The sequence below is a fragment of the Bacteroides sp. MSK.20.82 genome (assembly GCF_019052485.1).
Lineage (GTDB): Bacteria > Bacteroidota > Bacteroidia > Bacteroidales > Bacteroidaceae > Bacteroides > Bacteroides thetaiotaomicron.
Genome location: NZ_JAHQUN010000003.1, coordinates 126,279 through 152,460, shown reverse-complemented (window position 1 = coordinate 152,460; position 26,182 = coordinate 126,279). Strand labels below are relative to the sequence as shown.

The 26,182-nt window shown below is 42.4% G+C and carries 16 protein-coding genes and 1 tRNA gene; 12 read left to right on the top strand and 5 right to left on the bottom strand.

The features are described 5' to 3' along the window. Nucleotides 1-9 precede the first annotated feature (9 nt). From KTR07_RS04760 to KTR07_RS04745, 4 genes are all read right to left on the bottom strand, one after another. The gene (locus KTR07_RS04760; RefSeq protein ID WP_217315216.1) at nt 10-3,168 is read right to left on the bottom strand and encodes a TonB-dependent receptor; all 3,159 of its coding nucleotides are present in this window, start codon (nt 3,166-3,168) and stop codon (nt 10-12) included. Between the two features lie 126 nt (nt 3,169-3,294). Next, nucleotides 3,295-5,403: a glycoside hydrolase family 2 protein gene (locus tag KTR07_RS04755; RefSeq protein WP_117981753.1), complete on the bottom strand. Its 2,109-nt coding sequence runs from the start codon at nt 5,401-5,403 to the stop codon at nt 3,295-3,297. A 19-nt stretch (nt 5,404-5,422) separates the two neighbouring features. Continuing rightward, nucleotides 5,423-6,853 carry an alpha-L-fucosidase gene (locus tag KTR07_RS04750; RefSeq protein WP_032814131.1) on the bottom strand — a complete coding sequence of 477 codons (1,431 nt, stop codon included), beginning with the start codon at nt 6,851-6,853 and terminating at the stop codon, nt 5,423-5,425. Nucleotides 6,854-7,223: 370 nt separating this feature from the next. Beyond that, on the bottom strand, nt 7,224-11,264 hold the full coding sequence (locus KTR07_RS04745) for an ATP-binding protein (protein WP_254306542.1): 4,041 nt from the start codon (nt 11,262-11,264) through the stop codon (nt 7,224-7,226). Between the two features lie 425 nt (nt 11,265-11,689). Between KTR07_RS04745 and KTR07_RS04740 the strand changes: the two genes are divergently transcribed. From KTR07_RS04740 to KTR07_RS04730, 3 genes are all read left to right on the top strand, one after another. Next, entirely contained in the window at nt 11,690-12,463 is a 774-nt protein-coding gene (locus tag KTR07_RS04740) for a class I SAM-dependent methyltransferase (RefSeq protein ID WP_008767259.1), read from the top strand. Between the two features lie 74 nt (nt 12,464-12,537). Beyond that, nucleotides 12,538-12,888: a helix-turn-helix domain-containing protein gene (locus KTR07_RS04735; RefSeq protein ID WP_011108549.1), complete on the top strand. Its 351-nt coding sequence runs from the start codon at nt 12,538-12,540 to the stop codon at nt 12,886-12,888. Between the two features lie 14 nt (nt 12,889-12,902). After that, nucleotides 12,903-13,121 (top strand): hypothetical protein, encoded by a 219-nt coding sequence (locus KTR07_RS04730; RefSeq protein ID WP_217315214.1) that lies wholly within the window; start codon nt 12,903-12,905, stop codon nt 13,119-13,121. On the opposite strand, the gene KTR07_RS04725 is transcribed toward KTR07_RS04730, so the two are convergent. Further along, nucleotides 13,105-13,809: an NAD-dependent deacylase gene (locus KTR07_RS04725; protein ID WP_008767261.1), complete on the bottom strand. Its 705-nt coding sequence runs from the start codon at nt 13,807-13,809 to the stop codon at nt 13,105-13,107. The genes KTR07_RS04730 and KTR07_RS04725 overlap by 17 nt on opposite strands. 471 nt (nt 13,810-14,280) lie before the next feature. On the opposite strand from KTR07_RS04725, the gene KTR07_RS04720 reads away from it, so the two are divergent. The 9 genes from KTR07_RS04720 (at nt 14,281) to KTR07_RS04680 (ending at nt 26,161) form a co-directional block, all read left to right on the top strand. Continuing rightward, on the top strand, nt 14,281-14,865 hold the full coding sequence (locus KTR07_RS04720; protein WP_008761811.1) for an FKBP-type peptidyl-prolyl cis-trans isomerase: 585 nt from the start codon (nt 14,281-14,283) through the stop codon (nt 14,863-14,865). A gap of 20 nt (nt 14,866-14,885) precedes the next feature. Then, entirely contained in the window at nt 14,886-15,761 is an 876-nt protein-coding gene (locus KTR07_RS04715) for an FKBP-type peptidyl-prolyl cis-trans isomerase (protein ID WP_008767263.1), read from the top strand. Between the two features lie 160 nt (nt 15,762-15,921). Beyond that, nucleotides 15,922-16,386, top strand: a complete 465-nt coding sequence (locus KTR07_RS04710) for an Lrp/AsnC family transcriptional regulator (RefSeq protein WP_005928359.1) — start codon at nt 15,922-15,924, stop codon at nt 16,384-16,386. 4 nt (nt 16,387-16,390) lie between these two features. Then, nucleotides 16,391-16,702: a DUF4491 family protein gene (locus tag KTR07_RS04705; protein WP_008767264.1), complete on the top strand. Its 312-nt coding sequence runs from the start codon at nt 16,391-16,393 to the stop codon at nt 16,700-16,702. A gap of 93 nt (nt 16,703-16,795) precedes the next feature. After that, nucleotides 16,796-16,869, top strand: a tRNA-Ile gene (locus tag KTR07_RS04700). Nucleotides 16,870-17,802: 933 nt separating this feature from the next. Next, nucleotides 17,803-19,158: an SWIM zinc finger family protein gene (locus KTR07_RS04695; protein WP_117981445.1), complete on the top strand. Its 1,356-nt coding sequence runs from the start codon at nt 17,803-17,805 to the stop codon at nt 19,156-19,158. Then, the gene (locus KTR07_RS04690) at nt 19,146-21,992 is read left to right on the top strand and encodes a DUF6493 family protein (RefSeq protein WP_117981446.1); all 2,847 of its coding nucleotides are present in this window, start codon (nt 19,146-19,148) and stop codon (nt 21,990-21,992) included. The genes KTR07_RS04695 and KTR07_RS04690 overlap by 13 nt, the downstream gene beginning before the upstream one ends. Nucleotides 21,993-22,139: 147 nt before the next feature. Further along, nucleotides 22,140-25,043, top strand: a complete 2,904-nt coding sequence (locus KTR07_RS04685) for a DUF6493 family protein (RefSeq protein WP_117981447.1) — start codon at nt 22,140-22,142, stop codon at nt 25,041-25,043. A gap of 239 nt (nt 25,044-25,282) precedes the next feature. Continuing rightward, nucleotides 25,283-26,161 carry a M15 family metallopeptidase gene (locus tag KTR07_RS04680; protein ID WP_117981448.1) on the top strand — a complete coding sequence of 293 codons (879 nt, stop codon included), beginning with the start codon at nt 25,283-25,285 and terminating at the stop codon, nt 26,159-26,161. Nucleotides 26,162-26,182: the final 21 nt, after the last annotated feature.

Here is a 26,182-nt window from a genome sequence, read left to right as displayed (position 1 = left end):
CCATTCTTTTTAGAAACTTACATTTACACCAATATTGAATACACGTTGTAACGGATAATTAAGACCATTACCTGCCAATTCCACATCCCAATCCTTGAACTTACTCAAAACAAAAAGATTGGTAGAAGACATATAGAGCCTCAGATTGGACATACCCCATTTGCTCACAATTTTTTGAGGTACTGTATATCCCAGTTCAACCAATTTCAGTCGTAAGAAGGAACCGTCTCTCATGAACCATGTACTCAGTTCTTTATTGTTGGCAACAGAAGTGGTTGACAATCTGGGCCATGTTGCATAACGATTGCGGTTACTTTCCGACCAATAGCTATTTGCAATAAATTTCACTAGTTGATTATTAGTTTTCTGAGACATCTTCGAATCTTTAAAGAATGGAGACATCTTATCATAATCAATCCAGAAAGAAGACTGCGCCGAGCCGTGGAACTGGAAATTGATGTCAAAACCTTTATAGCTAAATGTTGATCCAAAGCCATAGTTGATTTCCGGACTAGTCGGATGTCCAATAGGAACTTGATCCAATGAATTAATTACTCCATCTCCATTCATATCCCGGTATTTGATATCTCCGGCTTTATAATCACCAAACTGTACAGGAGAGTTGGCCACTTCCGCATCGTCTATAAATAGCCCTTCCGCAATGTATCCCCACTTCTGGTTGGGCGAGTAGCCTATTTTGTATTTCCACCATTCCTTATCATACGTGTTATCTTCATATTTCAGATATTCACTATGCGCATAGGTTAAGTTTCCGCGTACTATCAAAAAAGCGTTTTTGTTAAGGTTCTTTTGATACTTTAAATCAAGATCCACACCGTGTCCTTTGGTCTCGCCAATGTTAGCATATACGTCTGCCTGATATCCCATTACGCTTGGAATACTGGCTCTTTTCTGTAATATGTCAGTACGATGTTCTGTGAAATATTCAGCTATCAGGTCAAATCCGTAGAAAGAAGCTTCCAATGCGAAATTAGCTTTACGGGATTTTTCCCATCCAATGGCAGGATTAGCATAACGTGAAACATTTACGCCCGGTCTGCTATATTTGTTTTCATACCCGAAAGATGCTCCACCTGCATTCATATTCACATTAGACAGATATAAGAAACGTTCATCGACTCTGCCAATCTTATCATTTCCCACCAAACCGTATAAGGCTCTTAGTTTCAATTTCGTAATTTTTGAACTGAGCGGTTGGAAGAATGGTTCGTTCGAAATCATCCAGCCACCACCGACGGACGGAAAGAATCCCCATCTGTGTTTCTTATCAAAGCGTTCGGAAGCATTGTATCCAAAATTGAACTCCGTGAAATAGCGGTCACTATAGGCATAAGTAAAACGTCCCGACACACCCATATTTCTTGAAGGCAAGCTCTCCTGCAAAGTTTTGTAGTTTGGATTCTTACTGTCGATATACTGAGTAACGATAAGACCACCTACGGAATGATCACCGAAAGTCTGATTATAACTGGTTCTCGTTTCGATTGTCATTACATTGTTGACAGTCTTGTCACCGGGACTAAAATCAAGGTATTCCGTTCCGGAGTCAGGATTGATGTTTTCGATAGAATATTTCTCTGTCATGAAATCATAAGAACTTAAAGCATAGTAATATGGCTTATATTGTCTGGTCTGACCGTAATATGATTTACGAGAAACGTTGAAGAAACCTTCAAATTTCAAACCTTTAGTGATAAAGTTCAAGTCCTGCGTAACACCTAATGTAGCAAGAAGAGTCGTATTCTCATATTCCTTATATCCTTTTACCATTTCAGCATACGGGTTAAGATAACTTCCGTCATCGCTGTTTCCAAAAAGAATGTGTTTGATATATTTATGTTGTTCATCGGTAGGATATACAGCGGGAAAAAGTACAGGATTAGACTTCATTACCATCTTATAAATATCCGATCCCGAATAAATAGGACCTTCATAAGTGTCAAAGATTCCACTTAAGTTTACTCTTACCTGGGTCGTTTTTGTCACATTGATGTTGACATTAGCCCTCATCTGATAAGTCTGAAGATTGATATTGTTGTTGAAGTTGTTCTTGCCGTCTACGTTGAGCAAACCCTGGTCTTTGGTATATCGCAGAGACACGTAATACGTAGCCGAATTTCCTCCGCCACTGATGCTCATGTTGGCTCTTCCATTCCAGGTCGAGTTCTTCATTAGTTGCCTTCTCCAGTCATTTGTAGGATAAATGATAGAACCAGATCCCGGAACGGTTCTGTCTATTTTATCATCACTATACATGACAGGGGCGGAAGGATCACGTGTTAAGATGGCTTCATTATGCAATTTCATGTAAGTGACAGGGTCTGCCAACTCAATATTACTGGTCGGACGAGAATTACTTCCCTCTATTCTTACATCAAACTTAGTTTTTCCTCTCTCTCCCTCTTTTGTCTTTACTAGAACGACTCCATTAGCTCCTCTCGAACCGTAAAGGGCCGTTGCCATGGCATCTTTCATGATTGAAAAACTTTCGATATCATCGGGATTCAAACGCCCTAAGTCCGTACTTGTAGATTCAATGTTATCAATCAGAATCAAAGGACTGGTGTTAAATCCAAAAGATGCGATACCACGTACAAAAAAGCTAGCATCGTCCGCACCCGGCTCTCCTGATGTCTGATAAGAAATAATACCGGCTACCTGACCTGCCAATGCAGTTGTCATATTACTGCTCGGCACTCTCAGGCTCTTTGGCGAAAGTGTAGTGATAGAACCAATCACACTCTCCTTCTTTTGTGTTCCGAATGCCACAATTTCCACCGCATCCAGTTCATTTACGTTTTGTGAGAGTTGGATGGTAACGTTTGTTTTCCCTTTCAGTGGAAATTCTTGTGTGTTATATCCAATAAAGCTGACTACCAGCACATCCTTTTGAGGAGAAGCCATCAAAATAAACTTACCATCCAGATCTGTGACAGTTCCACTGGTGGGATTACTTTTAAGAGTAACATTCGCTCCAGGTATTCCTTCACCGCTCTCATCAAAGACCTGCCCGGTAATCTTAACTTTTGCATCACTTTGCTGCTGACTCTTTTCATCACCAGTCATTTTCTGTTGCCCATCTTGCGAATATGCTCCTATCGCGACAAAGCAAGCTAGCAGAAACAAATAAAACTTTTCAATTTTCATAAATTATTAGATTAGTTAATGATAAATACTTGTTTTCCATTTAAAAGAGATTCTTTCTCATTTCATTCATAGGCTTTTATATTTTAGATTCAACATTTTTCAGATTACATACAGAAACGTCTCCGATTACCAACCTGCGTGCTCTTCTTTGTTTTCACTCCAATCGGCACTTCGCTTCTTTTCGCCGGTATAGTTCCATTCAATCTCGTCAGTGTATTCTTTTCCATTATATGTTGCAACGGTTTTAATTGTATTCTTACCTTGTTCCAAGGTTACATCAGCCAAGACATAGTGCACATCCGTGTAGCCTTGGCGTATACCCGTCAGTTCTTTTCCATTAAGATACACTTGCGGTGTACCTATGTTAGAATAAACAGTGACAGAAGTATGTTTTCGTTCGCGGTCGATGTTGCGACGCTGGGTCAGGTAGAGTACGGGATCTTTGCTCCAGTTAGCTTTATACCAGTAATAGGAGTCCTTTTTGATTTTCCGGTCAAAAGTGATCAACCCCTTCAAGTTACGGGCAGGTACACCGCCACGGCTCCACATCGGTACACCAAAGTCAAACATATTCCAAAGATAAGAAGCGATGATATAGGGATGCTTTGCAATGACACTCCATTGGTATTCATGCGTCTTGGTCTGAAAAGTTTCCGGATAGAAAGACTTTCCCCAGTTCAGAGCATCACCCAGATATTCTGTCTGATGGTCCAGATTTGCATCAGCACCATATTCCGTCAACATCAGTTTCTGCCACGGGTATTTCTCCTCCAGCCCTTTTACCCAAGGCTCGATATCCTGCAACTTTTTCTCATACCATCCGAAGTAGCGGTTCATTCCCTGAATATCCGCATTTTGATTGACCGGATGCTCTGCATGGCCATAACCATTTACAGATACAGTGTAGCGGTCAGGGTCCTCTGTCTTGGCCAGGTTATGCAGAGTTTGTGTCAGTCCTGCCGTATATTCGTGAGGCTGGTATACTTCATTGTGCAATCCCCATACATAAATGGAAGGGTGATTGAAACTTTGACGAATCAGTTCACGAAGCTGAGACTGTGCATTTTCGGCTTCATATCCCGTCACCCGATTCACAAAAGGAATCTCTGCCCAGATGACCAATCCCAAAGAATCGCAACGGGAATACAGGTAATCCGACTGTTGATAGTGGGCGAAACGGACAGTAGTTGCTCCGATATCCATAATCTGAGCCAAGTCGAAATCATGTTCTTTGTTGGTAAGCGCACTACCCAGTCCCCACCAGTCCTGATGACGGGTTACCCCATACATCGGGTATTTCTCACCATTCAAGTAGAAACCTTTGCCTGCCACAATCTCATATCTACGAACACCCAATGGCTGTACCACCTCATCAATTACTTTTCCGTCCGCCAGTAAGCGGGAAATAACCTTATATAAATAAGGGTCCTTACGTCCCTGCCACAGATGCGGTTTATTCAGTTTGAAGGTAGAAATGTAAGTCTGTGTTCCCTGCGGAGTGAGTACCAAAGGAAGGCGATGGGAAGTGACCTTCTTGCCATTCTGCGTATAAATGGTATTTTCGAGTACCAAGTCAGCAGGAGTAAGACTTCCATTGTCCAGCTTCACTTTCACTGTGATATCGGCAGAGCGTTTCGATACATTCTTTTGAGTAATATACACACCCGGAGAGGCACAATCGGTAACTGTAATGTTATTCTGTTCAGTAATAATCAGCCATACCGGACGATAGATACCTCCGTAAACCCCAAAAAGATTGTGATTTACCGGAATCACATCAGGACGTGAAGCATTATCCGCCTTTACCATTATCTCATTCTCAGCTCCCAGTTTCAATGCGGTTCCAATTTCAAAAGCAAAGGCGCTGTATGCTCCCCGATGCATTCCGACAAGTTTACCGTTGACATACACTTCTGTGTTGGCGCCCACACCTTCAAAGCGAAGAAATACACGCTTCCCTTTCAAGTCATTGCCAAAGAATTGTGTTTTCCTGTAATAACCAACTCCTTCATAGAAAGCATCAGCTTTTACCTGCATATCTTTAGCGTTCCAGGTATGAGGCAAGTTTACAGTTTCCCAGTCCGCATTCCATTGAGCAGCGACCTTCACCGGGTCCTGTGAAAAAGGCCCGCGTTTGAATAGCCATCCTTCATTGAAAGAGGTCACTTCCCGGGCAGAGAGTGAAAGAATCTGCCCGATAAGCGCTGATAAAATGAGTATATATTTAAACTTCATAGAATCGTTTCTTTATCATTTATGTTAAAGCATCTCGATAAATACTTTTTGTTCCTTTAGCTGCACGAACTTTAAGCTGAATTACATAAGGTTCACCCGGATTCTTTTTAGGAACAGATACGTTATATTCATTGCGGGTTGTCTCAACAACAGTGATATCTTCACCGGTAGTCAGCAAAGTGGCTTTTTCTACTGTAATGCCTTTCGGAGTCTTTACAATCAACCGTTCACTATAAGGCTGATTGAATACTACCATATAAACTTCATCGTTTTTACCACGTGTATAATATCCCCAGTCTTGTTTTTCAAATCCGGCATAATCGCAAGCATAAACAGCTTTTCCGTAACGATTCATCCACTTACCAATCGCTGTAGCCATTGCTTTCTCTTCGGGACGAAAATCACCATCTGCCTGAGGCCCGAAGTTGACAACCATGTTTCCACCCATGGAAACAGCGTGTACAATGCGGTCAATGACTTCAATCGGAGTTTTCACATAGCTCAATGACCAGTCTTTGTGATATCCCCATTGATTTTCGGGTATAGTCATACAGGCTTCCCAGTCCCACTGTGTAACTTTGAGATCTTTCACCGGATCGGGCAAGCGGCGTTCGTAGCCGGATTCGTAGTCACCCATCAGACGACCATTGCTATCAAAATGACGCTTTCCTTTGTCATCAGCACGCAAGCGGCTATTGATGGCAACACCCGGAACGAGTTCCTTCAACATTTGCTCTGCATGAGCTGTCCACCAACCATTCTTTTTAATGCTGGCATCCCACGTACCATCAAACCAGAAGTCTTTAACGGTCGGGTAACGTGTTGCCAGTTCTTTCAGTTGATTGTCGGTAAATTCCAGGAAACGGCTGAAGGCGATGCTATCTTCTTTTGATTTTATATCATAACGATAATCCGGATTACTCCAGTCCATCACTGAAAAATAGAAGTGTACATCAATTCCTTCGTCATTATAGGCTTTCACCAACTCGCCTAATATATCACGCTTATACGGGGTATTTGCTACAGTATATTTAGTATACTTACTAGGCCACAGACAGAAACCTTCATGATGTTTCGTTGTAATCTTGACATACTTAGTACCCATTTCTTTGGCCATCTTTGCCCATTTCTTCGCATCGAATTTCGTAGGGTTCCATTGATCCATCAGTTTCAGCCATTCATCAGCAGGTACTTTTGCCCAGCTTTTCAACCATTCGGCAGCTCCGCCATATACTTTTCCGTTCCATTCTCCCCCGGGGATAGCATACAGTCCCCAGTGGATGAAAGCACCCAGACGGTTGTCACGGAACTTCTGCATGGCAGGGTCTTGCCGTTTACCTTCATTTGTAGCTCCATATTTCAAAGGAATTTCCTTCTTTGCTTCTTGAGCAAACGTTACAGAACTGACAGTAATCAATAATAAAAGTAATGTTATTAATCTGCTTTTCATGCGATAAATTATTGTGTTTTTCATACTTATTTTATTGTCTTTGATTCTATGTATTAAAACAGAATGAAAGCATTGCAAAAATAGGAGACCTACATGACATCTATAAACACAAATTTTGCAAAAAGAACATTTCTGCATCCACATGGAAGATTTGGTCACCTATAATGGAAGATTTGGATACATCGCCCTTCTTTTTCTGCACAAATGATGTTATCCAACGTATAGCAACCTATAGGCGGACATTGGGGGGACTAATACCTGGTTTGTCAGGTATTAACAGCTGACATATCAGGTATTAACAACTGAATTGTCGGATATTAATAGCTGATATGCCAGATATTAATACTTGAGAAGTCAGGTTATGAAACAACTACTCCTTCCTACTCCTGACTCCTTGCGGAGCAATTCCGAAGAAGGCTTTAAAGGATTTGCTGAAATAACGGGGAGAAGAAAAGCCGAGCCGAACGGAAATCTCTGTTATATTTAGTTCCGGATGATCTGTCAGCAAAGACATAGCTTCATCCAGCTTCACTTTCAAGATGAACTTATTCGGAGTCAACCCGGTCATTTGTTTAAACTGCATATATAATTTGCTGCGTCCCATACACAATTCTGAAGCAAGCGCAGTAACATCAAAATCAGGGTTCTCAAAATTCTCTCTGACAATATTTACACATTTCGTCAGCAGTTCTTTATCTTTCTCGTTAATAGCTTCCGCTACAGGAGATTCCGTAATGACCTTACCCGCATAATGTGCAATCAGACGCTTCTTGTTTTTTATCAAGTTATTGCAACGGGCCACCAATACCTTTATATTGAACGGCTTCGTTATATAATCATCCGCTCCGAACATCAAACCTTCTACAACATATTCCACAGAAGTCTGTGCTGTCAACAGAACGACAGAAATATGAGAAAGCTCTACATTAGTCTTGATTTTATAACACAAGTCCTTGCCTGACATCTCAGGCATAATCACATCACTTACTATCAGATCCGGTTGTATCTGTTGCGCCATCTCCAGTCCCTCGCGTCCATTACACGCAGTATATACATTATACATCGGTAAGAATATATCTTCCAGCATGGACAATAATTCGGTATTATCATCTACCAAAAGAATCGTAGGCTTATCTTCCTCATCTATATTTTTCTGCGATTCAGATTCTTTTATCTCTTCCGCCATCAACTGTCCATAAGAAGATACAGAAGTTTCCGGAATAATCAGTGACTCCCGACCTTCCGTCACAGCCATCTCTTCATCACTGAAATGCCGGTTTCCCAGAGGCAGAGACAAGATAAACTTAGTACCCTCACCAACAGTACTTTCTACCTCAATCTTTCCATGATGCATATTCATAATTCCTTTTGCCAACGCCAATCCGATGCCTGTCCCCAAAGTAAAGGAGGAGGAAGAAGAGGCATTATCCGTCTGATAGAACCGGTCGAATATCTTCGAAATATGTTCAACCGGAATCCCAATACCCGTATCACACACTGAAACTACGGCCTGTGAAGCAACTTTCCTTACTTCTACAGTTATATTTCCCTTATTGGATGTATACTTAAAAGCATTCGACAATAAATTAAAAATAACTTTCTGTAACTGTATTGGATCAAACCAGACAGAAATCGTTTCTTCTACAGAATCAAAGCGATATGTGATCTCCTTTTTTTGTGCATATTCATAAAAACACATATAAATCTGACGAGTAAAAGTAACCAAATTCTGTTCTTCGACCCTGAGTTTCAAATAACCCTGCTCCTGTTTGCGAAAATCGAGCAACTCGGAGATCAAATTCCGCATATGCCAGGCGTTTTTATATATACGCTGAATACGATTATAAATGGTTGTGCCCAAATCCATTTGCATCAATACTTCAATTTGCCCCAGAATAAGCGTTAATGGAGTACGAAATTCATGAGAAATATTAGTAAAGAAGCGCAATTTTACTTGATTGAGTTCTTCAATCCTCTCTTTTTCTTTTCGCTCAAACTCCAATGAAGACCTCAGAGCCGCCTGCCGTGTTTTAAAACGAACAAATGCGACCATCAATGCAGTCAGACAAAGGACATAAAACAGATATGCCCATATGGTAGCATAAAAAGGAGCGGAAACATGTATATTCAAGCAGATTGCATCTTTCAAACTCTCCTTATTTTCCATCGAACGGACTTTGAGCGTATAATCTCCGGGAGGCAGATTGGTGTAAGTAACCGTAGTGCCCGAAGTCTGGGTCCACACCTTATCGAAGCCATCCAGATAATATTCAAACAAACGATTACGGTCACTATTATAATTAAAAGTAGCAAATTCCACTGTTACGTTATTCTGTTGATAGCTTAAAAAGATATCCGATGTTTTCGCCAATATCTCAGTCAGGATGCCGGACTCATCACCAGGAGCTATTTCGTCATTGAAAATAAACAATTTATCAAAATTCAAGAAGCTTTTGACCTGAGATTCATAAAAGGACCGCTCTTGAAACATAGCCAATCCATTGGTACCACTGATATAAATAATCCCATTTTTGCTTCGATATAAAGCGGACCCCAAATTATAAGTCTGACGAAACAAGTGATAAGTCTCTTCTGTAACCTCTTTTTCACGATCAAAGATAGAAAGCCCTTTCCCATGCAAAACGAGCAGACAATTATCCCTGGCAGACTCGCAGATATAATAACAATAATTACTCGGAAGTACTCCATTGGTAGTTCCGTAAGACTTGAAAGTATCCTGTTTCTCCTGATACTTGAATATCCCCGCGCCAATCGTACTAAAATAAATATCTCCTTTATTATCTTCAAAAATATGCACGGTTTTGTATCTTCCTACCGTCAACGTGTCTTTCTCGCTATCCGCCAAATATTGAGTCACTTTTGAAGAAGATAAATTGACGCACACTATCCCTCCGCCACCAACAGCAAGCCACATACGCTGCCGGCTATCGATCAGAAACGTTTCAAAAGCATATTCCCGACTGATCAATTTCTGAACAGACGGATCATCCGTAAGCGGTGAGAATTTCTCGGTCACCGGATCAAAAAACACCGGACCACCTTGTGTCAACATCGCAATGCCATCCTTATACTCCTGAATATCGTTCACAATCTCATGAGGCAACGAAGCAGGGTCACCGGTAACATGATGGAGAGTGTGTCCCTTGTTCGATTTTAAATCCAGAACAAACAATCCTCCTATATGAGTCCCTGCATACAATCGATTATTCTCCTTTCTATAAAAGACCGACTTGACATTATTACTCCCTAATGTCCCCTGATCTCCTTTATGATACATATATCGGGAGAAAACGCCAGTATCCCCATGATAACAATTCAGCCCTCCACCTTCAGTACAGATCCACACATTTCCTGCACTATCTTCAGTCATTTTACCAACTACCGGAAAGCTGAGGCAGTCTTCACGTAAAGGTTCGGCACAATAAAAGCTATGATTATTCTTATCGGGATTGAATACATTCACTCCTCCATAATAAGTCCCGACCCAAATATTACCTTGCATATCTTTATGAAGAGAGAGAATAGAAGTATGGCTTAAAGAATTTGAAGAACTTCCATAACGCGTATAATGACTCCACGTATCAGTAATCGGATCGTAACAATCGATTCCCTTGAACGTACCTACCCAAATATGCTTAAAATCATCTTCCAGCACGCATCGGACCTGATTATCGGATAATTCACCCATTCCCGAATGACTAACATAAGCGGTTGTCTCCCGATTGGGAGAAATACGGTACAAGCCGTTCCAAGCTCCCACCCATATATTTCCGGAACTATCGCCTAAAATACAATTGCCCTTATCAAGGGTAAGTAAAATCTCTTGCCGAAGAGGGTCTTCACGTGATATTGCGACCAAGTATTTTCTGGTAACCACCCATACAGTCTCTTTGTCTACATAGAGTGCTCTCCCCACAAAACCTTTCTGCACACGAGCAAAGAATGTCAGCTCTGTACCCTGTCCCGTATAATAATAAATGCCGTCTGCACAACTCACCCAAAGTGTATCTTTCTTACAAAACAGTCCATACACACCTTTCTGTCGCAAACAAGTGAATTGCTCCGTATAAATATCCAGTTTAATCAGATCGTTTCCCGAACGAATATACATTCTTCCGTTTTTATCTCCACATAATTCGTTAATCTCATTATTAGTCAGTCCATGATTACTTTCCGAAGGCTGGAATACTTTTACATCCTTACCGTTGTATCTATTCAGTCCCTCAGTAGTTCCCAGCCAGACTGCCCCTAACTCATCCTGATAAATTGATGGGATACACACCTGAGATAATCCATCAGATACTCCCAAATGCTTAAAATAATGATTAGTGGCTTCCGCCATCACCATAGATAAAAGACTTAAGAGAAAGGTTATTGTTCTTCGCCACATTTTACACATAATTATATTGCGGGTAGCAAAAATACAAAAAAAACATAATTATTGGTTAAGAATCTCTTTAATTTATACCCTTCCAGCCGAAATGCAGTTTATTCATTTGACGATTCTTGCTAAAATACAGTCCCACAGTATTTTTTCAAGGAAAAATCAATGGTGTTTTTAGGTTAAAACCATATCTTTGCCACAAACTAAAAAGAATAATTGGATGTTAATCACATTTACATTCCGCAAGGATCTCGTTCTGTAAATAATCTGTAAGTCTTCCTCTCATTACAGATTATCCCTTACATTTTCTCCGGCATATTCATGTCAGAGTTGATTTCTATTTTCTAAAAAATAACAACTATTGTAGGCTCAAATGGTTTTATGCATCCTCGTATGCCTCCATTTGACGTACACCTAAAACATTAAAAACAATGAGTAACAATAATACATCTATACATGATTTCGATTTTTCTTTCATATGTAACTACTTCAAGCTGCTGAAACGTCAAGGTCCCGGAAGTCCGGAAGCCACACGCAAAGCTGTAAGTTTCATCAACGAACTGACCGATGATGCTAAGATTGCCGATATCGGCTGCGGCACAGGCGGTCAGACACTGTTTCTGGCTGACTACGTGAAAGGACAGATTACGGGCATAGACCTCTTTCCCGATTTTATCGAAATATTCAATGAGAATGCGGTGAAAGCCAATTGCGCCGACAGAGTAAAAGGAATCACCGGATCAATGGACAATCTCCCGTTTCAGAACGAGGAACTCGACCTGATCTGGTCGGAAGGAGCAATCTACAATATAGGATTCGAACGTGGGATGAACGAATGGAGCAAATACCTGAAAAAAGGCGGTTTTATCGCAGTGAGCGAAGCATCCTGGTTCACTTCGGAACGCCCTGCGGAAATAGAAGACTTCTGGATGGACGCCTATCCGGAAATCAGCGTGATCCCGACATGTATTGACAAGATGGAAAGGGCCGGATATACTCCAACAGCCCATTTCATCCTACCGGAGAACTGCTGGACAGAACATTATTTTGCCCCACAAGATGAAGTACGGGAGACATTCATGAAAGAACACGTGGGAAATAAAACTGCGATGGATTTCATGAAAGGTCAGCAGTACGAACGAAGCCTGTATAGTAAATATAAAGATTACTATGGCTACGTATTCTATATAGGACAAAAAAGATAATCATTATCTGTGCCGGAGAAGTTGGCAAGATAGGACAACTCTCCGGCTCTTATTATTCTTTATTTTGCATTAAAATGGAAACGAAAGAAATAAATAGGCAGGAATATAAATTACGGATCGACAAAGTGACCGAATATATTCATCAAAACATAGACCAACCTCTATCATTGCATAAGATGGCAGGAATCGCGTGCTTTTCTCCTTTCCACTTTCATCGCGTTTTCACGTTTCTGACGGGCGAAACACCGACGGAATATATCAAACGCACCCGGATTGAAAAAGCAGCACTGCTACTACAGAATGACAGGCAACTGTCTGCGACCGAAATTGCCAGTCGCTGTGGTTTCAGCAGTTTATCACTCCTCAGCCGCAACTTTAAGCAACATTTCAATATCACTATCCGTGAATTTCGTTCACAGGAATAAACACCTAAAAAGACATGGAAAATCAGATTCTAATTTTTCGGACCTCCATCACGAAGAGACGCGACATCAAGCTCATCGGAAGTCTCCTGGCAAAGTTCCCGCAAATCACCCGATGGAATGTAGATTTCGAGGACTGGGAGAAGGTATTAAGAATCGAGTGCAGCAATATCACCGTACTCGAGATTTCGGAAACACTCCGGAATAGTCATATCTTTGCTACGGAGCTGGAATAAGCAGTTGTTTCAGTTCCTCCACCCCTTCAGAAGCTCCTTTCCGAAGGACGTGTATCGAACGGGAAGTATGTGTATCCACCGGCTTCGGGTCTATCAGATACACCTCTGCTCCTCTCGGTACATAATGCAGCAAACCTGCCGCAGGATATACATTGAGCGATGTGCCGATGATAACGAATATATCCGCCTTTTCTACATATCGGACAGCTGTCTCAATCTCCGGCACCGCCTCTCCGAACCAGACAATAAAAGGACGCAACTGAGTTCCGTCACCGGCCTTATCTCCCATTTTTACTTCATACTCTTCCGGCTTCAGTTCCTTTATATAATGAGGGTTATACGGGTCTCTGCTGGAGCAGACCTTTGTCAACTCACCATGCAGGTGAATGATATGGCTGCTTCCTGCCCGTTCGTGCAGATTATCCACATTCTGTGTGATAACCGCCACATTGAAATTCTTTTCCAGTTCCGCCAGCAGTTCATGTCCGCGATTCGGCTTCACTTCCAGCAATTGTTTCCTTCGTGCATTATAAAAGTTAATCACCAATGCCGGATCACGCTGGTATCCTTCGGGAGTAGCTACCTGCTCCACAGGATATTTATCCCACAAACCGCCCGCATCGCGAAATGTACTGATTCCACTCTCGGCACTCATGCCCGCACCTGTCAATACTACCAGATTCTTCATAACCGCTCCTCCTTATTATTAAAAGATATACAAATGTAATCAGAATCATTGAATAAAAGAAAACTTCCGCCCGCATAATCTAATCCAAGGTATACAAGAATTTAATACCGTCCATACGAAGACTTCGTGCCGGATATACTAAAATCTATTCGTCTGACTATAGTAATTCTTTCGTCTGACTATAGTCAGACGATAATTCAACTGTAGTCAGACGCAAGTTTAACTATAGTCAGACGAATAAATTCCAGCATAAACGAACTTAAACAGTAAGAACATAAAGATTAAATCTTAGGAATGAAGGAATTAATTCCTTAAAGAAAAGAGACTAACTTTCACGGATATAAGAATTTTTAAATACTAAATGCTAAATCATTCAAATAAAACGTGTACTTTTGCGATTCATAAATTTGCAATTGATTGAAAGCTAAAACCATGAAGGTGATATGCTTCGATCTTCAACAAAAACATTATATGGATAAATTCAGTTACGCTATTGGCCTCGGAATCGGTCAAAACTTATTAAGCATGGGTGCAAAAGGCATCGCTGTAGATGACTTTGCACAAGCAATTAAAGATGTATTGGAAGGTAATCAGACGGCTATCAGCCATCAGGAAGCCCGCGAAATAGTGAACAAGTATTTCGAAGAACTGGAAGCTAAGATGGGCGCTGCCGCCATCGAACAAGGAAAAGCTTTCCTCGAAGAAAATAAGAAAAAGCCGGGCGTGGTTACGCTGCCCAGCGGACTGCAATACGAAGTGATCAACGAAGGCACAGGCAAAAAAGCGAAAGCTACCGATCAGGTAAAATGCCACTACGAAGGCACACTGATCGACGGTACACTGTTCGACAGCTCTATCAAGCGCGGAGAACCGGCTGTATTCGGCGTCAATCAGGTAATCCCGGGATGGGTGGAAGCATTGCAACTGATGCCCGAAGGTTCCAAATGGAAACTCTATATTCCGTCCGACCTTGCTTATGGCGCCAGAGGTGCCGGAGAAATGATTCCTCCCCACAGCACATTGGTATTTGAAGTAGAATTACTCGAAGTATTATAAATAAAAAATTTCAAAGCAAAATGAAAAAAGTTAGTATTTTTATGGCAATCGCCGCTGCTGCAAGTCTTGCTTCTTGTACAGCTCAAGCTCCTAAAGCAAATCTGAAAACAGACATCGACTCACTGTCTTACTCTATCGGTATGGCTCAGACTCAAGGTCTGAAAGGCTATCTGACAGGCCGTCTGGACGTTGATACTGCATATATGGCAGAATTCATCAAAGGTTTGAACGAAGGTGCAAACAAGACCAGCAAGAAAGACATCGCTTACATGGCAGGTCTTCAGATCGGTCAGCAGATCAGCAACCAGATGATGAAAGGTATCAACCAGGAACTGTTCGCTGGTGACTCTACCAAAACGATCAGCAAAGACAACTTCATGGCTGGTTTCATCGCAGGTACACTGGAAAAAGGTGGCGTGATGACTATGGAAGCTGCTCAGGAATATACTCGCACAGCTATGGAAACTATCAAAGCGAAAGCTATGGAAGAAAAATACGCTGACAACAAAGCTGCCGGTGAAAAATTCCTTGCTGAAAACAAAGCTAAAGAAGGTGTGAAAACTACTGAAAGCGGATTGCAGTACAAAGTAATCACTGAAGGTAAAGGTGAAATCCCTGCTGACACTTGCAAAGTGAAAGTGAACTATAAAGGTACTTTGATCGACGGTACAGAATTCGACAGCTCTTACAAACGTAACGAGCCTGCTACTTTCCGTGCCAACCAAGTAATCAAAGGCTGGACAGAAGCTCTGACTATGATGCCTGTAGGTTCTAAATGGGAACTTTACATCCCGCAAGAACTCGCTTACGGTTCAAGAGAATCAGGACAGATCAAACCGTTCTCTACTCTGATTTTCGAAGTTGAACTGGTAGGTATCGAAAAAGATAAGAAATAAGAAAGTATCTTTCTAAATAGAAAAAGGAAAGGGGTGCAAAGTCTTTGCACTCCTTTTTTTTGCTTTTTCCTATTTTTTTTCCCGTAAAAGAAGAATAATTAAAATAAATCTCTATATTTGCTTACTATTTGATAACAACAGGAAATTATAATTTATTATTATGGAAAAAATAGACAACCTCGACAGGCAGATTCTAGAGATTATTTCACAGAATGCCCGCATCCCTTTCAAAGACGTAGCAGCCGAATGCGGAGTGTCACGTGCAGCTATCCATCAACGCGTACAAAGACTGATCGACTTGGGCGTCATCGTAGGCTCAGGCTATCATGTAAACCCGAAATCACTGGGTTACAGAACTTGTACATACGTGGGAATCAAACTGGAAAAAGGTTCTATGTACAAATCAGTGGTGGCCGAGTTACAAAAGATTCCGGAAATTGTGGAATGCCATTTCACTACCGGTCCTTACACCATGCTGACCAAACTCTACGCATGCGACAACGAACACCTGATGGACTTGCTGAATAACAAAATGCAAGAAATACCGGGTGTGGTTGCTACAGAAACACTGATTTCTCTGGAACAGAGTATCAAAAAAGAAATTCCTATCCGCGTAGAAAAATAACAGAATGGAATTCCTGAATGAATATCACCTTGCCGGGTTATTTATCGGAATTTGTACCTTTTTGATTATCGGCCTTTTTCACCCTGTCGTGGTAAAGGCCGAATATTATTGGGGCACCAAATGCTGGTGGATATTCCTGATACTAGGCATTGCAGGTGTCGCAGCATCGCTGAGCATCGACAATGTCATTCTGTCTTCTCTGTTAGGCGTATTTGCCTTCTCTTCGTTCTGGACCATCAAAGAGGTCTTTGAGCAGGAAGATCGGGTGAAAAAAGGCTGGTTCCCCAAGAACCCGAAACGCAAATATAAGTTCTGAGAAGAGAAAGTATTGTAGTTTTTTATTGTTAGGACTTGCATATTTCAATAGAAAATACTACTTTTGTCACCGCATCCAGTAAACGGATACACCGGACTTGTAGCTCAGTTGGTTAGAGCAACAGACTCATAATCTGGAGGTCCCTGGTTCAAGCCCAGGCTGGTCCACAAAAAAGGTTGTAACACAAGTTGTTACAACCTTTTTTTTATATCCGGTATCGGAACCGAATCTATTGCTTCCTCTAATTTTTGCCCCCTTTCAGAGAATTTATTCCATGCCCAAAGTATATGAGAATATACTAGTTCCCACAAAATTATGATTTTAAAGATACGGAAGAGGTAAATAAAACGGGCATCATTAAAGAAACCCTAGATAGGGACTAACTAAAAAGGCAATAGTATCTCCAATTCCCCTCCCTTCGGGAAGGGATGGCTGAAAGCCGGGGTGGTAGGTAAAACAAGGTTGTATCTATTTTACTATGAATGAAAGAATTGCGTATTCACCTACCACCTCCCCCTGCGGGTACTCCTCCTTCCCGAAGGAGGAGATTTAAGATACTACCGACTTTTTAATCAGCCCAAAAAAATCCCATTTTGAAAACCACTCTTGGCACCAAAATGGGATAACACAAACAAAACAAACAATATTGGAGCGATTTTCACAAACAGCTTCCTTTTCTTAATCTATATTTCATAACACTTATTAGTTCTCTCTAATGTGAAAGTAATATTTCACCGCAAAAATATTATTTCTCCATTACATATAAAAAAGCTATATAATTGTAGTTATAAAAAATAATTTATTTAGATATAAAGATCTATCTAAAACTATTAAGAATAATTTTTAATAATCGATCAACTCTTTATTTATCAGCAATATACAGTAAAAAATCATTTATACTGAAACAAAAAACAATCCATAAAAGCAAACACTGACTTTCGCATTCAAAACGCAAAAGCGAAGCAAACAACCTAAAATATTTCACTTTATAAAATCACAACCCCAGTATCACAAACAGAGTAAACTACTCAACAACTTTCCATTCTGAGATTTAATTTCTATATTTGGGAAATGTCCAACAAGCACTTATATATTTATCTATGACCGATACTATTTCATATCAATACGCTGCTCCGTCTGTCTTACAACGTTCGTCTGATCAGGACGAATTATTTCTGGCAAAATACAGTGAAATAGAAAAGAAAGAAGCTCCCTGTTTCTTTTGGGGGAAGTTGACACAACCTTATATGACGGCACGCTGCCTCATTGCGTTGTCCAACGTAGTACAATCCAGTTTTAATCTGACTCCTGCCCAGCTTTCCATGCTGAAAGACCCGATTGTGACGGCAGGAAATGAACGTTTACGCTTCGAAGGATTTTCGAATTGTGCAGGTGTATATGCCAGAGTCGACGTACTGCCCGACGGACACGACGGAGAGTTCCTGGAGAACGGAACAACGAATGTTGACTTCAATGCCGGTATGATTTCTGCACTGGGAAGCATCAGCAAACAAGAAAAAGTAGTGATGTCAGTCGGACCTAAGGAGGTAGGGCTTTACAATAAAGGTGAAAAAGTAATAGAACGCAAAGTACCGCTGCCCGTAAAATGGATAAAGGGGCTGACCACGGTACAGATTTACCAGTCTGTTGCCGAACGGATGTATTCGTTCAATCGCATACAGACTTTGCAACTCTTTCAGACACTCCCCAAAGGAACCGTGAAATGTGACTATTATTTGGTGATGCGCGGACAAAAACCGGCCTTTTCACCGGTGAAAAGTCTGAATGCCGTTTGTGTCGGAGGGGTACATCGTCTGCGCCTGCTCGAACCCCTGTTGCCGTTTGCCGACGAGCTGAGAGTCTTTGTCCATCCGACAATGCAATCGACCATTTGGCAACTCTATTTCGGTCCGGTTCGTTTCAGCCTTTCCCTGTCGCGGGAATGCTGGCGCGGATTCTCCGGAGAAGGTGCAGCATTGGACGCCCTGCTTGAAGACGTCCCGGAGAAATGGATAGCAGCGATGGATAAATACAGTTACGCCAACCAGCAGTTCAACCCCACTCTTTTCGCTATTGAGGAGCACATTGATCTCGATAAGGTGGATTCTCTGTCTGCACGACTGGCAGCTATGGGGTTACTGGGCTTCGATCTGGATGATAATAGTTTCTTTTATCGTCGCCTGCCCTTTAAGACAGAGCGTATCCTGAGCCTCAATCCGCGTATGATAGCTGCCGAGAAGCTATTGGAAGAAGAGAAAGTGGAAATTATATCAAATGACGGAAATCGGACCGAAGCACGTGTCGCTGGGAGCGGAGGAGTAAGACATACGGTTATTCTGGACAGGGAAGGTGAGAAAGAACGCTGCACCTGTACCTGGTTTAGCGGCAATCAGGGAGAACGGGGAGCCTGCAAACATATTTTGGCAGTAAAGAAACTTGTACAATGGAAGAACTGAAACGCGAGTTGGAGAAATTATCCAAAACTTATGTGGATACTCCGGAGAAAGAAGAAAAGATATTGATACCTTTTATCAAAAGGTTGTTAGAACTTTCAGTGAAAGAACGGAGAAAATTCCTGCCCACCATCCGGGAACTGCAATGGATAAAAGGCAAGTTTAGTGAAACTTTTTGCGATCATCACCGGGCACGCTTTCTGGGTGCCGTACAGTTCGTATGTGGCAACAAACGAGAAATGGACCTGGGATACCACATAGACTTCAACTTACTTTGCAAATTGCTTTCTCTTTATACTCCCAGTTGGCTGGCAGAGTATATAAATGATGCGGAAAGTTACTTGAATTTCAATATATCCTACGAACAGCTCATGCAGCTGATAGATATGGGCTATATGCAAGAACTCTCTCCAAAACGTATCGCACAAATATTGCCCGGTTACATCTGTATCAGATCTTCCCTTCCTAAAGGGAAAGACACTTTTAACAGCGATTTACTGTTAAAAAGAGAAATCACCCTAAAAGAACACATTTGGTATCTTTTCGAACAGGAATCATCCATTGGTTATCATAATGACCGTGCCCAAACAGCCTATAAAGAAGGGACCACCTCACGGGATGAAAGCTTTAGCGCCGCTTTCTATCGTTTCTCGCTCGACGGACATCTGGACAGAAACCGGCTTCTGCGAGCAACACTTTCCACCTTCAACCGAAGTTTTAAAAAAGACATGGTAAATTGGTTTGCCGGACTCTTTGAAGAATTGCAGCCAAGGGCGGAAGAACTCATATCCCTACAAGAGGAAATCATGCAAGTGTTCACCTCTCCATACACCAAACCGGTGAATGTGATGTTACAACAACTAAAAAAGATTGCCTCCGAAGGCGGGTTCCACTATCAGGAGTTTATCGAGCGTGCGACTACTCTTTTCTTTTCCAGCCCCAAAAACTCATTGCTCACTATTTATTCCATTTTTGAGCAGATCGTTACCGGGCACCCCGAAATGAAAGAAGCATGTTGCATCCCACTCTGCCAACTATTCCTGAAGAAAGATGAAAGCCTGCAAAAGAAAGCTGCCAGCTTTATATCAAAATACGGAGACGCATCCTCTTCTACATTGCAAGAGACATTGCTATCTTACCAATCCGAGATGTTCCAGAGCGTACAGGATATACTTGTTTCTTTCATGAAGCAGCCTGCGGAAGAAGCCGGCCTTCCCGAAACAACCTTCCAAGAAAAGGTTCGTATTTGTCGGGAAGACAACCGCATCCCGTTTCCTGCCAATAAAGAGGATTTTCTGTTCCAGCTCAGCCGCCTGTTCGACATGAATGAAAGTTGGGAAACAGACACAGCGATTGCCGCCCTCATCGCCTTCCATCCTCAGTTGGATGAAGAAGATTTCAGCCGGATGGAGCCTGTATTCCAACGGGCAGCCAACATCATTATCAATAGTTGGGCGGTATACGAGAACTTTCTTGCCACTTTCCTGCTGGAATATCAACGTTTATGGACACAAAAAGACACTGCCAACCAAGGATTCCTAAGTAAGCTCTTCACCCGTCTGGAAGAAAGACTTAAAGGGATAGACGCAAACAGAGGAGCCTACGACGAACGTGCTTTCAAGCGTCTTGCAGACTGGCAGCCAACTTACAGCAATAGAACCTGTTTTGAACCTATCAAACAATTGTGGCTGGAAGTAATCCATAAAATCCAAAAAGGCGACTCATTACCTTTACTCTCTACTCCGACACATAGCCCGGCATACATCCAGAGCACCGAACTTATACGACGGCTCGCCGTTTATCAGGAAGCGAATGTAAAGCCTTGTTCATGGGACTTTCAGCTGGCCATAGCACGCTGCGCTCTAGAAGACAAGGAAGAAGCCATTGCTGTCGCCCGACAATTATTAAATAATGAATATCTGCATCTTTGTCTCTTTTTATTAGATAAAGAGACGCAGCCCGAACCACCGTACAATCATCCATCTGCCTGGCTTGCAGCCGGACTGGTGAAAGAGCCGGATACAGAATTTGAAGCATTCAAAAACTTCTCTTGCAACACGCTGCCCCACAATTACCTGACAGGAAATTACGGCTGGAAAGAACCGGCACAGAAAGAAAATCAATATGCAGCAGATACACGTCTGCTCCAGCTCGATTTCTACAAGTGGCATGAGTATGCAGAACACAACAGCCACCAGCTTTGGCAAGAACATCTGGTCATCAACAGCAGATACAATATAGGCGATTCCGACTATATGGAACGTCTGTTCAGCTTCTTCCCCAACCAACCGGAACCACTGGTTGCACAAATCATTAACTGCTACATGGATTTCGGTTCACCGCAGGAAGAGAGCAAACGCAGTGTAGCCAATGCTTTACGTATGTTATTGTCTTTTCACTGTCCGCTTCGGGAGATGAGTTTACTGTTGCTGGGCGGAGGCCTGCTTTTTGTTGACAAAACCGTCCGTTCATACGCTGCGGAGCTATGGGTGGAAGGCATCGCTAACAACAGAATAGACAATCACCGGCTAGGAGAAATAGTAGCACGAATTATCAATATGGGCATTGTTCCGCTAAAACGCTTCACCACAGAAGTGTATGAAAGCATATACAAACGAAGCACCTTTCACAATCAACAACTGGAAGAGTTACTCACTGTATTGATCGGCGGATTGCCCGACAATCCGGTCACCGGACAAAAACAGTTACTCGAACTCTACGCGGAAGTGCTTCGCATGAACGGTCATTGCGTAACTGACGAAAAAGTCCGCAAACGCCTGGAAATGTGGAAAAAGAATGCTAATCTAAAAAAAGTAGTTACTGCATTAGAAAGGTGATAAGTAATAGGTAACAGGTAATAAGTAATAGGTAATATTGCTTGGTATCAGGTTTTTATCATTTCAGGTGATCTTAATTGATTTAAAGTAGACTAATTTATAAACACGGATATTGTTATCATATATCCTTCAATCAAAATTATAACCATGACTGCACTAGAAACACAGCTTACCGAGATAGTAGAAAAAGAGCAAGGGCAGAAGATCATTCCTTTTCTGCAGAAACTGACACAGGAGGAGCGGAAGAGCCTCATCCCTTGCCTCAGCCAGTTGGAAGAATACTATAATAAGTTTGTCCAGCTGGAAGAAAGGACATATGGTACGCGTGCCACGTCGGGCCAGCATCACATTATTGATCTTGCCGCCCTTGTGATATTTCCCCTCAAGGAATTTCGCAAACACGAATGGGGGATAAACACAGCGCATCTGAACGAGATAGCCGCATGGCATATTCCCACGTGGCTGGACAGTTATTTCGTTGAAGGTGAAGGTAAGGAGTTCGGAGGCTTCTACAATATGGACTATGAGATATTGATGGACTGGATAGAAAGGGGAATTCTCACCGTTTCCCCCTCTCCGCAGACGATAGCAGGTTATCTGGTTAACTATATCCACACTACCCCCGTATTAGAAAAGCGGGATATTACAATCAACGAGCACATCTGGTATTTGTTTGAATACGACTGCGGGCAAAACTGGCACGCCAATCCGGCCAAAGGATATCCTTATTATACATTCCAGCACTTCACCGAGAACGGAAAGTTAGACCGTATGCGTGTACTGAAAGAGTCTTTGCTGGCAATCAACCGGAACTTCAACAAGAACCTGTGCAGCTGGTTTGCCGGTATGTTTACGGCACTCAATCCCAGCGTTGAAGAACAACTGACATTGCAGCCGGAAATGTTTGCCGCACTATCTTCTCCCCATAGCCGTCCGATCAATATCATTCTCGGTCTTCTGAAGAATCTGTGCAGCCATCCACGGTTCCTGACAGATGATTTTCTGGATCAGACCACTGTCCTCTTCGCTTCGGACGTAAAAGCTGTCCATCAAAACACGCTGGGAGTTCTCAGCAAACTGGCGAAAGAGAAAAAAGAATATCATAATGCCATCTGTTGCGCTGCCACACAAGGGTTGATGAGTCGCGACGAATCTACTCAGAACAAGATAGTGAAACTGATTCAAACATTTGGAGAAACAGAGTCGCCCACATTGAAAGAAGCACTCTCTGCTTATGCAGAAACAATGCTGACCAGCACTAAAAAAGAGTTGGCAGCTTATCTGAAAGACAATGTTTCAGATGCTTTATCTACCGATAAAGTCTTGCTGACTACTCTTGACGAGCAGGTAAATGTCGCCTCCTTCGACTATGAACCGATGCCACCCATCCTTCGGGAAGACAACCGGATACAGGAAATTACTTCCATCGAAGACCTGCTATTTCTGGCCAGCCAAATACTAGATTCCAATGAGCTATACCACTTCGACCTTTTCCTGAATGCGTTGGTAGAATGGAATGAGCAACTGGAAGCGAAACATATCACCCAATGGACACCTGTTCTTCAACGTGCCTATAAGTTACTTATCAATGGCGGAAGTTCACGCAACGGAATATCGGATTCTATGATGGCAACGTTCCTTATCGACTATGCAAAACTATTAATCAAGCGTTTCCCCATAGAAGCAAAAGAACTGAGCACCCTGCACGAGAAAATGGTGCAGAAAGACGAACTTCAGAAAGGTCAGTGGAGATATCGCAATCTGCAGAAAATAACCATCCGCCAGAAGAGTAATAAAAGAATGGAATTTCCTATTCACAAACAATTACTGTGCCGGACATTAGACCTTTTGGAAAGCAACGAGAACCGACTTCCCATGCTATCCACTCCTACGCATACGCCTGCATTTATTGACCCCATAGTTCTGATAAAAAGACTCGGACAATATCAGCAGGCCAATGCCGAGCCGGACGATATGGATATGCAGATAGCCCTGTCGAGGATGGCATTGAATGATTATCCCTCGCAAGACCTTCCGACTGTCCTTCAGGAATTGGAAGGGGAATACCTAAGTTTGTTTTCCTTCTTGATGGGAGCAAAAGATGCAGTTCCACAAGCTCCCTTCGCCCACCCTTCATGGTGGATGACAGCAGGATTGATCAAATCACCGGAGACGGTTTATACTGAATTCAAAGGTTTCTCTTATAGCAAAAGCTCACGCGAATTTCTGACGGGAAACTTCTCATGGTGGACTTTCCAAACGCCTCATTCATATACTGATTATCACAACAAAGTGGTCAACTGGACATCTTCAACCCTTAGTTTCAATGTTCCGGAAGGAGAGAACATCCACATCGTCAACAAAGGAAAGTATGATGAGAGAGTGAGTTATCACTCATATGACCCGCATCCGCTACTGGTGGAAATGTATTCACAGATAGAACGTTATGACGATATACAAAACGATCTGCCCCGCCTTGTATGGCTAGCTCCCAATACACCGGAACCATTGTTTGTATGGTGCATCCGCTGTGCCATTTATGATCCGATGCTAAATGAAGTGAGAGAAGTTGGTATCACCCAAGCCACTATAGAGGCACTTCACCAATTAAGGCACGAATGGCATGAGACCTCTTATCTGCTGGAAGCGAGTTGTATGCTGGTAGCCGACAAGACTTCCCGTTCTTATGCCGCCGGAATATGGACGGACCGTGTCAGCACAGGATGTATAGACAGTGCACGTATCGGCAGGATACTGGGTTCACACCAACGTACCGGATGGGGACCTCTGAAAAGACTTACCGACTTGATACAACAGCAAATGATAAACGTCAGCCCACTGCACAACCGGGAACTGGAGCTGCTGCTTACATCACTGATTGCCGAACTTCCGGAACAGCCTGTCAAGGAACTGAAGAAGCTGCTGGAAATATATTCGGAACTGCTGTCTGTCAATAACAGCAGAGTAACGGATGAACGTATTCTGCAACTACTCGAAATATGGAAGAATACGGCCAATCTAAAAAAAGTAATAGTCAGTATCAACCGCTGAAAATCCGGATAAATCACAGAAGAAGGTGTGCCGGTATTCAGACTATATTTGCATATAGGGTATAGTTACCGTTCATGCAGGATATATATGTCCAACGTACAGGGGATATATATCCAACACGCAGGGCATATATGTCCAACGCGCAGGATATATAGATCCAACAAACAGCGTAAAAAAGGCTTTTTATTGGTGCTAAATTCAAAAAGAAGTATCTTTGGCACACAAAACCCAAAGGAGTAATGATGATGCTGAAATATAGTTTATCTGTCTTTTGCTTTCTGCTGGCAGGGTATTCCTGTGTACCGGGGCATAAGGAGACGAAGACATCTGCAAAGGTCGAAACAACGTGCACAGACTCTATATGCGCAGGACCCGGAGATATAAGCCCCGAAGGTACAGCATCCGACTGTATATCCTTTGCTCATGCGGACTCCATTGATGCAGATTCTATTTATACATCCCCCTCGCAGAAAAATGAATCCGCCAGCACACTGGTTCCAAAACATCAGAAAAGCCCGATGGCTCTTTACATGGATTCTCTGGGACTAATAAATATAGCGGAGCTGGACAACAGCATCGCCATCAGCCTAATGTACACAAAAGCGGATAACTTCACCGGAGAAATTCTTTATGACAACCTGTCCGAAGCCTATCTGCATCCTCATGCGGCGTATGCCCTCTTAAAAGCACAAGAAGCACTGAAGGCACTGCATCCATCTTACAGTCTTATTATTTACGACGCTGCACGTCCGATGTCCGTACAGAGAAAAATGTGGGATGTGGTCAAAGGAACTTCCAAATACAGATATGTCTCCAACCCCAACCGTGGAGGCGGACTTCATAATTACGGCCTGGCGGTAGACATCAGCATTCAGGACTCGCTGGGGCGACCGTTGCCTATGGGCACAAAGGTCGATCATCTTGGAGTAGAAGCGCACATCACCGAAGAAGGCGAACTGATACGCAACGGAAAAATCACCGAAACAGAACGTCAGAACCGGATATTATTGAGGAAAGTAATGAAAGCCGCCGGATTCCGTGCATTGCCCAGCGAATGGTGGCATTTCAACTTCTGCAGCCGGGAAGAAGCCTGGAAGAAATACAACGTAATACCATAAACAAGTCCACCATATAACGCC

Coding starts and splice junctions, on each gene's coding strand:
- KTR07_RS04760 (WP_217315216.1), bottom strand. CDS start 3,168: ATGAAAATTGAAAAGTTTTATTTGTTTCTGCTAGCTTGCTTTGTCGCG.
- KTR07_RS04755 (WP_117981753.1), bottom strand. CDS start 5,403: ATGAAGTTTAAATATATACTCATTTTATCAGCGCTTATCGGGCAGATT.
- KTR07_RS04750 (WP_032814131.1), bottom strand. CDS start 6,853: ATGAAAAGCAGATTAATAACATTACTTTTATTATTGATTACTGTCAGT.
- KTR07_RS04745 (WP_254306542.1), bottom strand. CDS start 11,264: ATGTGGCGAAGAACAATAACCTTTCTCTTAAGTCTTTTATCTATGGTG.
- KTR07_RS04740 (WP_008767259.1), top strand. CDS start 11,690: ATGAGTAACAATAATACATCTATACATGATTTCGATTTTTCTTTCATA.
- KTR07_RS04735 (WP_011108549.1), top strand. CDS start 12,538: ATGGAAACGAAAGAAATAAATAGGCAGGAATATAAATTACGGATCGAC.
- KTR07_RS04730 (WP_217315214.1), top strand. CDS start 12,903: ATGGAAAATCAGATTCTAATTTTTCGGACCTCCATCACGAAGAGACGC.
- KTR07_RS04725 (WP_008767261.1), bottom strand. CDS start 13,809: ATGAAGAATCTGGTAGTATTGACAGGTGCGGGCATGAGTGCCGAGAGT.
- KTR07_RS04720 (WP_008761811.1), top strand. CDS start 14,281: ATGGATAAATTCAGTTACGCTATTGGCCTCGGAATCGGTCAAAACTTA.
- KTR07_RS04715 (WP_008767263.1), top strand. CDS start 14,886: ATGAAAAAAGTTAGTATTTTTATGGCAATCGCCGCTGCTGCAAGTCTT.
- KTR07_RS04710 (WP_005928359.1), top strand. CDS start 15,922: ATGGAAAAAATAGACAACCTCGACAGGCAGATTCTAGAGATTATTTCA.
- KTR07_RS04705 (WP_008767264.1), top strand. CDS start 16,391: ATGGAATTCCTGAATGAATATCACCTTGCCGGGTTATTTATCGGAATT.
- KTR07_RS04695 (WP_117981445.1), top strand. CDS start 17,803: ATGACCGATACTATTTCATATCAATACGCTGCTCCGTCTGTCTTACAA.
- KTR07_RS04690 (WP_117981446.1), top strand. CDS start 19,146: ATGGAAGAACTGAAACGCGAGTTGGAGAAATTATCCAAAACTTATGTG.
- KTR07_RS04685 (WP_117981447.1), top strand. CDS start 22,140: ATGACTGCACTAGAAACACAGCTTACCGAGATAGTAGAAAAAGAGCAA.
- KTR07_RS04680 (WP_117981448.1), top strand. CDS start 25,283: ATGATGATGCTGAAATATAGTTTATCTGTCTTTTGCTTTCTGCTGGCA.